Annotated in this window: 13 protein-coding genes and 2 pseudogenes; 5 read left to right on the top strand and 10 right to left on the bottom strand. The window is 69.4% G+C overall.

The window, feature by feature from the left end:
- From QMZ16_RS15525 to QMZ16_RS15510, 4 genes and pseudogenes are all read right to left on the bottom strand, one after another.
- Nucleotides 1–473: pseudogene (locus QMZ16_RS15525) on the bottom strand (hypothetical protein); the annotation flags it as partial.
- A 4-nt stretch (nt 474–477) separates the two neighbouring features.
- Nucleotides 478–858 (bottom strand): biopolymer transporter ExbD, encoded by a 381-nt coding sequence (locus tag QMZ16_RS15520; protein ID WP_282603910.1) that lies wholly within the window; start codon nt 856–858, stop codon nt 478–480.
- A gap of 4 nt (nt 859–862) precedes the next feature.
- A complete protein-coding gene (locus QMZ16_RS15515) occupies nt 863–1270 on the bottom strand; it encodes a biopolymer transporter ExbD (RefSeq protein WP_022707010.1) in 408 nt (135 codons plus the stop codon).
- On the bottom strand, nt 1267–1947 hold the full coding sequence (locus tag QMZ16_RS15510) for a MotA/TolQ/ExbB proton channel family protein (RefSeq protein ID WP_282603909.1): 681 nt from the start codon (nt 1945–1947) through the stop codon (nt 1267–1269). The genes QMZ16_RS15515 and QMZ16_RS15510 overlap by 4 nt, the downstream gene beginning before the upstream one ends.
- Nucleotides 1948–2065: 118 nt before the next feature.
- On the opposite strand from QMZ16_RS15510, the gene mobA reads away from it, so the two are divergent.
- Nucleotides 2066–2689 carry a molybdenum cofactor guanylyltransferase MobA gene (gene mobA / locus QMZ16_RS15505; protein WP_282603908.1) on the top strand — a complete coding sequence of 208 codons (624 nt, stop codon included), beginning with the start codon at nt 2066–2068 and terminating at the stop codon, nt 2687–2689.
- Here mobA and QMZ16_RS15500 read toward each other — a convergent pair.
- The gene (locus QMZ16_RS15500; RefSeq protein ID WP_282603907.1) at nt 2662–3684 is read right to left on the bottom strand and encodes a substrate-binding domain-containing protein; all 1023 of its coding nucleotides are present in this window, start codon (nt 3682–3684) and stop codon (nt 2662–2664) included. The genes mobA and QMZ16_RS15500 overlap by 28 nt on opposite strands.
- 139 nt (nt 3685–3823) lie before the next feature.
- Between QMZ16_RS15500 and QMZ16_RS15495 the strand changes: the two genes are divergently transcribed.
- On the top strand, nt 3824–4534 hold the full coding sequence (locus QMZ16_RS15495) for a tryptophan-rich sensory protein (RefSeq protein ID WP_282603906.1): 711 nt from the start codon (nt 3824–3826) through the stop codon (nt 4532–4534).
- Here the strand turns inward: QMZ16_RS15495 and QMZ16_RS15490 are convergent.
- Nucleotides 4516–5184 (bottom strand): SDR family NAD(P)-dependent oxidoreductase, encoded by a 669-nt coding sequence (locus QMZ16_RS15490; RefSeq protein WP_282603905.1) that lies wholly within the window; start codon nt 5182–5184, stop codon nt 4516–4518. The two genes, QMZ16_RS15495 and QMZ16_RS15490, sit on opposite strands and share 19 nt — an antisense overlap.
- A gap of 6 nt (nt 5185–5190) precedes the next feature.
- Nucleotides 5191–6567 (bottom strand): deoxyribodipyrimidine photo-lyase, encoded by a 1377-nt coding sequence (locus tag QMZ16_RS15485; RefSeq protein WP_282603904.1) that lies wholly within the window; start codon nt 6565–6567, stop codon nt 5191–5193.
- Between the two features lie 151 nt (nt 6568–6718).
- On the opposite strand from QMZ16_RS15485, the gene cobA reads away from it, so the two are divergent.
- From cobA to QMZ16_RS15470, 3 genes are all read left to right on the top strand, one after another.
- Nucleotides 6719–7474 carry a uroporphyrinogen-III C-methyltransferase gene (gene cobA, locus QMZ16_RS15480; protein ID WP_282603903.1) on the top strand — a complete coding sequence of 252 codons (756 nt, stop codon included), beginning with the start codon at nt 6719–6721 and terminating at the stop codon, nt 7472–7474.
- 122 nt (nt 7475–7596) lie between these two features.
- Entirely contained in the window at nt 7597–9282 is a 1686-nt protein-coding gene (locus QMZ16_RS15475) for a hypothetical protein (protein WP_282603902.1), read from the top strand.
- Nucleotides 9249–9647, top strand: coding sequence for a M10 family metallopeptidase C-terminal domain-containing protein (locus QMZ16_RS15470; protein ID WP_282603913.1), 399 nt, complete (start codon nt 9249–9251; stop codon nt 9645–9647). Before QMZ16_RS15475 ends, QMZ16_RS15470 begins: the two co-directional genes overlap by 34 nt.
- Here the strand turns inward: QMZ16_RS15470 and queG are convergent.
- From queG to mtgA, 3 genes and pseudogenes are all read right to left on the bottom strand, one after another.
- The gene (queG, locus tag QMZ16_RS15465; RefSeq protein WP_282603901.1) at nt 9611–10714 is read right to left on the bottom strand and encodes a tRNA epoxyqueuosine(34) reductase QueG; all 1104 of its coding nucleotides are present in this window, start codon (nt 10712–10714) and stop codon (nt 9611–9613) included. The two genes, QMZ16_RS15470 and queG, sit on opposite strands and share 37 nt — an antisense overlap.
- Nucleotides 10692–11378, bottom strand: a complete 687-nt coding sequence (locus QMZ16_RS15460; protein WP_022706999.1) for a glutathione S-transferase family protein — start codon at nt 11376–11378, stop codon at nt 10692–10694. Before QMZ16_RS15460 ends, queG begins: the two co-directional genes overlap by 23 nt.
- 65 nt (nt 11379–11443) lie before the next feature.
- Nucleotides 11444–12156: pseudogene (mtgA, locus tag QMZ16_RS15455) on the bottom strand (monofunctional biosynthetic peptidoglycan transglycosylase).
- Nucleotides 12157–12162: the final 6 nt, after the last annotated feature.

The following is a 12162-nucleotide window of genomic DNA, read 5'->3' as shown; positions in this document are numbered from 1 at the left end:
TGGGGGTCCGGTTCCGGCTCGGGCTGACGGCGCGGCGCGGGCCGCTCGGGGCGGGCGTCCGGCCGGGTCGAGCTGCTGAGCGCCAGTTCCGAGGGGGCCTCGATTTCGGGCGCTTCGGGCGGCTCGGGCAGGTTCGGCTGCGACATCGAGGGCTGGGCCGGCATGGGCTGCGGCAGGGCCGCCGTGCGGACGGGTTCCGGTTCGGGCGCGGGCTGCTGCGGCGCGGGTTCGGCCACGGGTTCCGGCTGGGGCTGCGGTGCGGGCGCGGGCTCCGCGATCTCGGGCGGGGCCTCCCATTCGGCGACCATGGCCTGCACCTCGGCGCCGCCCGCGGCCAGCTGGGCGGGGGGCGCATCGGCGGCGGCCCCCTTCTGCGGGCCGTCATCGGGCAGGAACGCCGCGAAGGCCGCGACATGCAACGAGGCTGCGATCACGAAGAACCCGGCGGTTTCGGCAAGGCGGCGCGTGGGCATGGGGTCAACCTCCGCTGACGACAAGGCGCGCGCCGCCGTCCGACAACTCGCGCAGCGACTTCAGATGCGCGGCCAGCGTGGCGGCGGGGGTGGCGGCATCGGCGCGGATCTCGATCGGGCCATCGGTTTCGCGCGCGGCGATGGCGGGCCAGACGGCCTCGTCCCGCGCGTCGTTCCAGGCCAGTTCGCCATCCGCCGACAGGAACAGCACGTCGCGGGCCTCGGCCTCGACATCCGAGGCGCTGTCGGGGGGCGTCAGCGGGAACGGGGTCGAGGGGGCGATCTGCGCCGTCAGCAGGAAGAAGATCAGCAGCAGGAACACCACGTTGATCATCGGGATGATCGATTCGCCGCGCGGGCGCCTTGGGGGCATGTCGATGCGCATGGGATCACTCGATCAGGATGAGGTTGTTCAGACCCGCGCCGTTCAGCAGGTCCATGACATCGACCAGCCGCTGCAGCTGCGCGTCGTCCTGCGCGCGCAGGATGACCCCCGCGGTCGGGTCGGGCATGATCCGCGCCAGCGCGTCGGGCAGGTCGGCGGGATCGACCGGCGTGCCGTTCAGCGCCAGCCCATCCGGACGGATATCGACCAGCCGCGGCGCGCCCTGCCATTCGCTGGCGGCCCCTTCGGACCCGCCCGCGATGGGCAGCACCGCATCCATTCCGAAGCGCGAGGCCAGCATGAAGAAGATCAGCAGCAGGAAGACAACGTCGATCATGGGCGTCAGCGACATCCGGCGGGGATGCCGGCGCGGGCCCAGGTCGATCGCCGTGTCCTCGGGCGAATGGCTCATTCCGCGGCCTGCAGCATGGGGGCGGTGTCGGGGGCGTCACGCTTGACGAAGACGCGGCTGGCCAGATCCTCCAGGTCGGATTGAAGGCGGTCGGCGATGCTTTCGAACCAGGACAGCGCGACCCCCGCCGGAATGGCGACGGCCATGCCCGCGGCGGTGGTCAGCAGCGCCTCCCAGATGCCGCCTGCCAGGTCGGAAGGATCGGCCTGGTTGCCGCTGCTCTGCAGGACCTGGAACGCGCTGATCATGCCCAGAACCGTGCCCAGCAGGCCCAGAAGCGGCGCGATGGTGGCGATCAGCTCCAATGCGCGCAGCCCCTCGCGCGAACGATAGAGGGTCTGGCGCGCGACGCGGGTCGTCTCCTCTCGGGCGGCGCGGTCGTCGAAGCGCGGATCGAGCGAGGTGCCGATGGCGGCCTGCGCCACGCGCGCCCGCGCCGAGGGGCGGCCACGCACGGCCATCAGCGCATCGCGGCCACGGCCCTGCGACCACAGCGTCACGGCGCGGCGCGAATGCGATCCGCCCCAGACGCCCATGCGCCACAGCGCGAAGATCTTCCACAGGATCACTGCCACGGTCACGACCGACAGCGCGGCGATCAGCCACATCGTCCAGCCGCCGTCGCGGATCATGCCGAACAGCGGCAGGGCCGTCAGGGTTGCTCCAAGTCCGCTCATCTTCGATCTCCGTCGGCATGGGATTACTTGACTGTTTCCGGCGGGTAACGATTCCGACGAAAGAAGTCAAGAATCGCGCCTCTTGCCAGCGATGCGGGTTGCGGTCACTGATCGCGGGATGAAGACGCCCGCCGTGATCCTTGCCGGAGGCCGCGCGACCCGCATGGGCGGCGGCGACAAGCCCCTGCTGATGCTGGGGAAAACCTCGATGCTGTCGATGATCGTCGGGCGGTTGTCACCGCAGGCGGGGCGCCTTGCGATCAACGCGAATGGCGATCCCGCGCGTTTCGCGGATCACGGCCTGCCGGTGATCGCGGATGATATCGCGGGCAATCATGGTCCCTTGGCGGGCATTCTTGCGGCGATGGAATGGGCGGCGGCAGGCGGTGCGGCGCAGGTCGTCACGGTGGCGGGCGACACGCCGTTCCTGCCGTCCGACCTTGTGCAACGGCTGGCCGGGGCGGCGGGCGATGGCGGGCTGGCGCTGGCCGCCAGTCGCGACGAGGCGGGGCTGCACGAACATCCGGTGATCGGGCTGTGGCCGGTCGCGTTGCGGGACGATCTGCGCGTGCGGCTGGTGGCGGGGAACCGGCGCGTGCGCGACCTGACCCGCGCGCATGGCGCGGTGCTGGTGGAATGGCCCGCCATGCCGCAGGACCCGTTCCGCAATGTGAACACGCCCGACGACCTGCGCGCGGCGCGTCGTGCGGTTTCTCAGGCCGGCGGCGGGGCGGTGGACTGACCGACGACCAGCTCGGCCTCGAGCAGGTCCTGACGCGGTGCGCCGCCATTCTCGATCCGGTCGATCAGCAGGCCCGCGCAGCGGTTGCCCGCCTCGCGCACCGAGGATCGCATGGCCGTGAAGACGGGCACGCCGTCGCGATTGGCATAATAGGACAGGTCGTCGTCGAAGGTTACGACCGACAGGTCGCGGCCCAGCTGCAGCCCGCGTTCCTCCAGCGCCTGCCGGACACCGATGGCGATCATGGTGGCCGAGCACAGGATCGCGGTCGGCGGGTTCGGCGCATCCAGCAGCCGCAGCGCGTTGGCATACCCTTGTGCCGAGGTCATCTCGTCCGCGGTCATCAGCGCGGGATCGGGCGCGATGCCGCCGTCGCGCAGGGCCTTCAGATACCCCTCGCGGCGGCGGAAGGCGAAGTCCAACCGCTCGTCCCCGTTCAGCAGGGCGATGCGGCGGTGCCCCAGCTGGATCAGGAATCCCGCCGCGCGTTCGAAGGCCCGCTGGTTGTTCACGTCCACCCAGCCGTAATCCGCGCGATGCGAACTGACCCGCCCATGCACGACATATGGCAGCCCGAGCGCATCCAGAAGCGCCGGGCGCGCATCGTCGTGGCGCGGGAACTGCACGATCACGCCGCCGATCAGCCCGCGCGAATGCAGCGCGCGATAGGCGTCGGACTGGTCGTCGTCGGGCACGACCGACAGGTTGATCTCGAACCGGCGGGCGGCACATTCCTCGCCCACGCCTGCAAGGAAATCGGCATAGATCGGGTTCACGATCTCGTTCCGGCCGGTGATCGGGATGACGCAGCCGATGATGTTGCCATGCCCCTTGGCCAGGAAGCTGGCATGGGCGTTGGCCGAGTATCCGTGCTCGCGGGCGGCCTCGACGATGCGCAGGCGCGTCCGGTCGCTAACCTCGGGGTGGCCGTTCAGGGCGCGGCTGACGGTGGTGGGCGACATGCCGACCAGCTTGGCGAATTCCTTGAGCTTCATGCGGTGCGTCGATCTTCGTGCGGCTGGCCTTGGGTGCGGGCCGACATTCATTCACGCGGGCCCTTGCGGGGTCAAGACCGGGGGAACATTCGCCGCCGCGCCGGGGTTGGCCATGAGAACGACCCGAAGGACCAAGGACATGTCCAATCGCACCCTTGCCGCCGCGGTGCTGGTCGCGGCCATCGCCTTTGCCCTGTCACCGGTGATCTTTCCCGGCTTCGCGGGCTACTCTGCCGACCTGTTCCCGATCCCTCAGGACGATCCGCCGATCCAGCCCGCGGGCTGGGCCTTCGCGATCTGGGGGCCGATCTATCTGTGGCTGATCATCGGCGCGGCGTTCGGGCTGTGGCGGCGCGCGGGGGACGAGGACTGGCTGCCCATGCGCGCGCCGCTTCTGGTGGCGCTGGTCGTCGGGTTCCTCTGGATCCCCGTAGCGCAGGTGCTGCCGGGGCTGGCGACGATCCTGATCCTGATCATGTGGGCGGCCTCATGCCTTGCGATGATCTGCGCCGGTCGCCGCGACCCCTGGTTCGAGGGACGTCCCGTCGCGGTCCTTGCGGGCTGGCTGACGGCGGCGTCGGGCGTGTCGGTCGGGATCTGGCTGGCGGGGCACGGGGTGCTGCCCGCGATGGCGGCGGCGATCCTGTGCCTGATTGCCGTGACGGCCATCGCGCTGGCCGTCCAGTCGCTGCGCCGGGACGAGCCCGCCTTTTCCCTCGCGGTGATCTGGGCGCTTGCGGGGATCGTCGCGGCCAATGCGGGACGCGGGGCATGGCTGCCGGTGGTCGTGGCCTCGGTGGCAGCCTTGGCGATAGGCCGGCGCGCGCTGGCCTACCAGGGGACGCGCTGACCCTTCCAGTCCCAGAAGCTGCCGCTGTCCTCGGGGGGGACGCGTTCGATCACTTCCAGCAGTGCCTCGGCGCTGCGTTCGGGTGTGATGGTCGGATGGCGGGCCGCGTATTTCGCGGTCAGGGGCGTTTCGACCGTGCCGGGATGCAGTGCCAGAAAGACCGAATGCCGGTTGCGGCGCGACCACTCGATCGCGGCCGTGCGCAGGATCTGGTTCTGCGCGGCCTTGGCGGCGCGATAGGCGACCCAGCCCCCCAGCCGGTTGTCCCCGATCGAGCCGACACGCGCCGACAGCGTGGCAAAGACCGCCCGCGCGTCGCGCCGCATCAGGGGCGCGAAATGCCGAACTGCCAGCGCGACCCCGGTGGCGTTCAGCGCGAACTGCGCGGCCATGGCGTCGGCGTCGATGGCATCGGTGGTCCTTTCGGGCTGGTGCCCGTCGATCACCAGCGCGCCGGTCGTGTTCATCACCAGATCGAAGCTGCGATCCTGCAACGCCCCGGCGTGGCGTTCGACCGACGCGGCATCGGTCAGATCCAGCCCGTCACGGCTGCGCGACAGCCCCGTCACCGCGACGCCGCGCGATTCCAGCAGCCGCGTCATCGCCTGTCCGATCCCACCCGAGGCCCCGATCATCAGCGCGTCCCTCATGCCCGCTCAGCCCTTGAGGTCCTGGTAGGCGCTGAGCGCGCGCTTGCGGCTCTCGCCCAAGGACATGGCGGGATAGTGCTTCTTCTTCAGGTCGATCTTCCAGGATTCGGGCGCGGCCTCGGCAAAGCTTTTGGCACCCTTGGATTCGGGGTTCAGCCAGAAGTCGCGATACCTGCCCTTGGCGTCGAACTTCTCGGCCTGGGTGTCGGGGTTGAAGATGCGGAAGAAGGGCGCGGAATCCGCGCCGCTGCCCGCGACCCATTGCCAGTTCATCGCGTTCGAGGCCGCGTCCCAGTCGATCAGCGCATGTTCGAACCATTCCAGCCCCACGCGCCAATCCGTCAGCAGGTTCTTGGTCAGATAGCTGCCGGTGATCATTCGCACGCGGTTGTGCATGCGGCCGGTGACATACAGCTCTCTCATGCCCGCATCGACCATCGCGATGCCGGTCTGGCCGCGCTTCCATGCCTCGGCCTCGGCGTTGTCGCGCTTCCACGGGAAATCGGCCCATTCGTCGCGCCAGTTGTCGCTGTCCATCTTCGGGCTCTGATGCATCAGCTCGCGCCCGAATTCGCGCCAGGCCAGCTCGGACATGAAGGTCTCGGCGCCCTTGCGGCCATCGTGCAGCGCGGGCAGGCAGCGATGCCAGATGCGGCGGGCGCTGATCTCGCCCACGGCAAGGCTGTCGGACAGTTCCGACGTGCCGTGTTCGCGCCAAGGCAGGTCGCGGTTCGCCTTGTAGTCGGCCATGTCGTCGGACATGAACGCGTCCAGCCGGTCCAGGGCCTCGTCCTCGCCCGGGCGGATGTGCTCGGCCATGACATCCCAGCCGCGGCGCATCGCCCTGCGGGCCTCGGGCCAGTCCAGCCCGTCGCTGTCGGGCCAGCGGTCGGGCGACGACAGCGAGGGCGCGTCCAGCGGCTGCGCGATGTCGCATTGGCGCATGGATTTCCAGAACGGGGTGAAGACCTTGTAGGGATCGCCGGTCTTGGTCGTGACCGATCCGCGCGGGATCAGGTCGGCGGGGTGATGCAGGCACAGCGTCGCGCCGCCGCGTTCGACGGCGGCCTTCAGCCCGTGATCGCTGTAGAAGGGAAAGCCGGTGGTGGTGTGCACCGTGTCGGCGCCGGTCTCGCGGGCGATGGCCTCCAGCACCTCGGCGGGGTCGCCGCGCCGCACGATCAGGCGGCTGTGGCGCGATCTCAGCGACGCCTCCAGCCGGGGCAGCGACATGGCCTGCCGCTGCGCGCTGGCGGGGCGCAGGCGTGCCTCCTGGGGGGCAAGGATGACCAGCGGGATCACCGCGCCTTCGCGTGCCGCCGCGACCAGCGCAGGATGGTCGTCCAGCCGCAACATGCGCCGAAACCAGCAGATCACCGTCATTCCGTTCCTCCGAATTCCTCTGCCCACCCAACGCATGGGGGCCGAAAGGTTTCATCGCGCGGCATGGATGCCATGCAAATGCGCGGCATTGTCACACCTGTCATCGTGGTATAGCTGGGATGAAACGCTGTTCCGCAAGGCATTTTCCGACATGTCCGACATCGCTGAACAATCCGGCTTCGTCTCGCTCGTGTCGGCGGGACCGGGTGACCCCGAGCTGCTGACCCTGAAGGCCGCCCGCCTTCTGGCCGAGGCCGAGGTCGTGCTGTTCGACGACCTGGCCTCGGGGCCGGTGCTGGATCACGCGCATCCCGATGCGGACCTGATCGCGGTCGGCAAGCGCGCGGGCCGCCCCTCGGCCAAGCAGGAGGCGGTGAACGCGCTTCTGATCGACCATGCCCGCGCGGGCCGTCGCGTGGTGCGCCTGAAATCCGGCGACAGCGGCATCTTCGGCCGGCTCGAGGAAGAGATCGTGGCCCTGGCGCAGGCGGGCATTCCGTTCCAGATCGTGCCGGGTGTGACCTCGGCCTCGGCGGCGGCTGCGGCGGCGGGGATGCCGCTGACGCGCCGCCTGACCGCGCGGCGGGTGCAGTTCGTCACCGGCGCGGACATCACGGGCCAGCTGCCCCAAGACATCAACTGGGCCGCGCTGGCCGATCCCGGCGTCATCACGGCGGTCTTCATGGGGCAGCGCAGCTGGCCCCGCCTGTCCGAGGGGCTGATCGCCCACGGCCTGCCCGCCGACACGCCCGCCCTGTTCGCCGAGGCCGTCGGCCATCCCGGCCAGCGGCTGCTGCGCAGCACGGTCGAGGGGCTGGCCCGGATGCTGGCCAAGGGGCCTGCGGTCCAGCCGGGGCTGATCCTCTATGGTCCGCTGGCGGACACCCCGGACGCGACCCCGATCTGAGGGACCGCGCCCGGCTTGCATAAAATGCAAGCCATCCATCCTTTGTTCAGAAAGCCTGACGGCCCTATTCCTTAGGATAGTTCCGCAACCGAATCCGCCTTTCCGAACCCAGCTGAAATCCCATGATCGCCTATCGCCACGTGACCACCTTCGGTGTCACGCAACAACGCTGGCTGTCCTCGATTTCCGATCTGCTCGTGGCCGAGATCGGAGGAGAGCGGATTCTGCTGGCCGCCACGCAGATCGGCGGAGGGGTCAGCAGCTATCGCATCGGGGCGGGCGACGCGGCGATCACGGGCCTGCGCAATCGCGACTATCCGGGCGGGGCGACCTATCAGGGGGCGCCCGAACTGCATCTGCTGGATATCGGCGGGCAGGCGCATGTGCATCTGGGCGGGCTTGGGGGACTGTCGGACCTGTCGGTCGACCTGCAATCGCATAACGGGGCGCTGACGTCGTTCTCTCGGCTGTTCGGCACCGATCTGGGTGCGCGGCTGACGGCACTGGGGCAGGTGACGACGACGCGCGGGGAGGTCGTCTTCTCGGCGGCCGAGGGGCTGGTGCTGCGCACGCACATGATGGACGCGGCGGGACGGCTGAGCCAGGCCGGCAGCGTGACGCTGCCCCTGCCGCAGGGGGCGACCGACGCCAACCTGGACCATGTCGTCGCGGCGAATGTCGGCGGTCAGGTCGTGCTGGTCACCGCCTCCGGGAACGGGAACTTCCTGTCGACGCATCCGATGGGCGCGGATGGGCGGCTGGGTGCGGGCCATGTCCATAGCGCGGCCAGCGGGGCGGGGTTCGACCTGCCCTCGGCGCTGGCCCTGGCCGAGTTCGGGGGTGCAAGCTTCGCGATCCTCGGCGCGGCGGGGTCGAATTCGCTCAGCGTGTTCCGCATCGGGCAGGACGGTTCGCTGACCCGCGCGGATCACGTCCTGGACGAAGGGGGGACCCGCTTCGCATCCGTCACCGCGCTGGAGGTGGTGGTGGTCGACGGGCGGGCCTTCGTCTTCGCGGGCGGCGCGGATGACGGGATCAGCGTGATGACCATGACGCCCGATGGGCGGCTGGTGCATCTTGCGACCATCGCGGACGAGGCCGCGACCACGCTGGCCGATGTCTCGGACATCACCGCGGTCGAGATCGACGGCCGCATCGCGGTATTCGTCGCCTCGGCCACCGAGACCGGCGTGACGCAATTCCTGTTCGACCCCGGCGATCTGGGCGTCACGCGCATCGCCGGGGCGGGAACGCAGGGCGGCGGGGCGGGAAACGACCTGCTGCAGGCGGGGGCGGCCACCCTTCGGCTGAACGGCGGAGGCGGGGACGACATCCTGATCGCCGCGGGCAGTCCGCTGCTGATGCATGGCGGGGACGGGGCGGACATCTTCATGCCGACCAGCATCAGCGGGCGGATCACGATCCTCGATTTCCGGCGGGGCGTCGATGCGATCGACTTCTCGTTGCTGGGGACTGTCCGCAGCGTCTGGCAGCTGAGCTTCGTGCCGACCTCGACGGGGATCCTGATCATCTGGGGGCAGACGATCCTTGACGTGCGGTCATGGGACGGGCGGTCGCTTCAGGCAAGCGACTTCACCAACGCGATGTTCCCGCTGGCGCATTATTCGCTGCCCGAGATCGACCCCGAGGATGTCAGCCCCGACGACACCCCGTCGGATGTTGCCACATGGATCTTCGGAACAGAGGGGAACGATACGCTTCTGGGGGCCTCGGGCCCCGAGCGGATCGTGGGCGCTGGGGGCAACGACACGATATCGGCGGGGGACGGGGGCAAGACACGCTTCTAGCCAATGTTCGTGCCGACACACTGTGGGGGCAGGCGGGCCACGACACGCTGGCGGGCAACCTTGGGGCGGACGTGATGACCGGCGGTGCCGGGCGGGACGAGTTCCGCTTCTTCCTGGCAGGCGACAGCCGCACGGGCGCGGCCGACCTGATCACGGATTTCACGCCCGGAACGGACCGGATCGACCTGCGGGCGCTGGACCTCGATTACGACGGCAATCGCTTCTCGGGCGAGGATTCGCTGATCTGGCGCCATGTCGGCCGCGAGACGCATGTCCTTGCCGATCTGGATGGCGACGGGCGGGCCGAAATGACGATCCGCCTGTCGGGTCAGCTGTCGCTGGACGGCGACGACTTCCTGCTGTGATCCAGCCGCATCGCGGCCCAACGCGCGGCATCGGCCACGGTCGGGTCCTCGTCCTCGGCCAGGCCCTGCGCCACCGCCCGCAGCGACGGATCTTCCGAGTTCCCGATCGCATACAGCACGTTGCGCACGAAGCGGTTGCGCCCTATCCGCTTGATCGGACTGCCCGAGAACCGCGAGCGGAAGCCCGCATCGTCCAGCACCGCCAGTTCCGCCAGCGGCGGCGCGTCGATGATCCCGCGATAGCGCATCTCGGTCCCGGCCTGCGCGAACTTGTTCCAGGGGCAGACCGCAAGGCAGTCGTCGCAGCCATAGATGCGGTTGCCCATCAGCGCGCGCAGGTCGGGATCGACGGGCCCGTGATGCTCGATCGTCAGGTAGGAGATGCAGCGCCGCGCATCCAGCTGATAGGGCGCGGGAAAGGCGCCGGTCGGGCAGATGTCGAGGCAGGCGCGGCAGGATCCGCAATGGCTGACATCGGGCGCGTCGGGCGGCAGCGGCACGGTCGTGAAGATCGCGCCCAGGAAGAACCAGCTGCCCAAGTCGCGCGACAGCAGGTTGGTATGCTTGCCCTGCCAGCCGAGGCCCGCGGCCTCGGCCAGGGGTTTCTCCATCACCGGGGCCGTGTCGACGAAGACCTTGATCTGGTGATCGGGATGCTGTTCCAGCAGCCAGCGGCCCACGCGTTTCAGGCGCTTCTTGACCAGGTCGTGGTAATCGCGCCCCTGCGCATAGACGCTGACGGCGGCGTGGTCGCGCCGTTCCAGCGCGGCCAGCGGGTCGCCCTCGGGGGTGTACAGCTCGGCCAGCATGACGATCGACTTGGCCTCGGGCCAGAGGGCTGCGGGGTCCGCGCGCCAATGCGTGCGTTCCGCCATCCAGGCCATCTGGCCGTGCCGCCCCTGGTCCAGGAATTCGCGCAGCCGTTCGGGCAGGCCCGGCACGGCGCCGGGCGTCGTCACGCGCATCTTGGCGAAACCCGCCTCGCGCGCGAAGGCGTCCAGCGCCGCCTTGTCGGCCTGCGCCGACAGCGCCGCCTTGTCGGCCTCAGCCGAAGTCGAGCTCGGCATAATGCGGGGCCGGGTGGATGCCCGGAACCTGATCGGCCAGCACGGAACGGAAGGCGGGGCGCGACTTGATCGTCGCATACCAGTCCTTCAGCGTCTCGGACCGGTCCCAGTCCACGTCCGAGATGTAGTCGAGGCAGGAGAAATGCGCCGCCGCCGCGAAATCGGCCAGGCTAAGCGCATTGCCCGCCAGCCAGCGCCGCGCCTCGAGCAGCGAGGTGAGATAGTCGATATGCTCCTTGATGTTGCGCAGCCCTTCCTTGACCACGCGGCTGTCGGGATAGCCCTGGCGGGTGATCTTCTTCCAGACGCGCTCGGTCAGGATGGGCTGGGTCACCTCGGCGTTGAACTTGTCGTCGAACCAGGCGCACAGGCGCCGCACCTCGTGACGTTCCATCGGGGTCTGGGGCATCAGGGCGGGGCTGGGCATGGCCTCGTCCAGGTATTCGACGATGGCCTGGCTTTCGGCCAGCATGTTCCCGCGCCAGCGCAGCACGGGCAGTTTGCCCGCCGGATTGCGGCGCTTCAGATCGGGGGGGCTTTCCCAGTAACGCTCCTCGACCAGTTCGACCTCGATCTTCTTCTCGGCCAGGACCAGGCGCACCTTCCGGCAGAAGGGCGACAGCGGGCTGTGGTAGAGTCGCGTGGTCTGCGTATTCGTGTTCATTGACTGCTCGAGACCTTGTTTTCTTGTCGCAACGCCGATGTTGATACGCCCCGAGGGGTGCCCTTTCAACCGTCGCGGCGCGTGGTGAAGCAGTCGGCCCGCCCGTCGCGGGCGATGGTGGCGGCCCCGTCCAGGATCGCGCGGGACCGGGACGACGCCGCATGGGGGCTGCGCCGCTTGGGGCGGGCAGGATCGCGGCCAGCCTTGCGGCCTGCACGGGCGTCAGGCGGTCGGGCGTCGTGCCGAAATGTTCGCGGGCGGCGGCGCGGATGCCGAAGATGCCCGGCCCGAACTCGGCCAGGTTCATGTAGACCTCGAGGATGCGGCGCTTGGACCACATCGCCTCGACCAGGGGGGTGAGGACGGCCTCGGTCGATTTGCGCAGCCAGCTGCGCCCCTGCCACAGAAAGGCGTTCTTGGCGGTCTGCTGCGTCAGCGTCGAGGCCCCGCGGCTGGACCCCGAGGCCACGACCTTGCGGATCTCGTCCATGTCGAAGCCCCAGTGGCGGCAGAAATTCGCATCCTCGGCGGCGACGACCGACCGCAGCATCACGGGCGCGATGTCGCCCAGGTCGGTCCAGCCCCGCGGGGCAAGCTCGTGCTGCCGTGCATCGGCATGCATCGTCCAGCTGTAGGGCGGGTCGATCACCGAATAGACCGCGACCGATCCCGTCAGCACCAGCGCCGCGCGGATCAGCACGAAGCGCAGCCAGAAGCCCGGACGCCAGGGGCGCGCGGGGGGGCGTGTCGGATCGTCGGTTTTCTGGCGCGGGGGCATTGGCGC

Source organism: Paracoccus sp. PARArs4 (genome assembly GCF_947311865.1).
In the GTDB taxonomy this organism is placed as follows: domain Bacteria; phylum Pseudomonadota; class Alphaproteobacteria; order Rhodobacterales; family Rhodobacteraceae; genus Paracoccus; species Paracoccus zeaxanthinifaciens.
The sequence above is the reverse complement of the archived record's forward strand: the minus strand, read 5'-3'. Positions and strand labels throughout refer to the sequence as shown.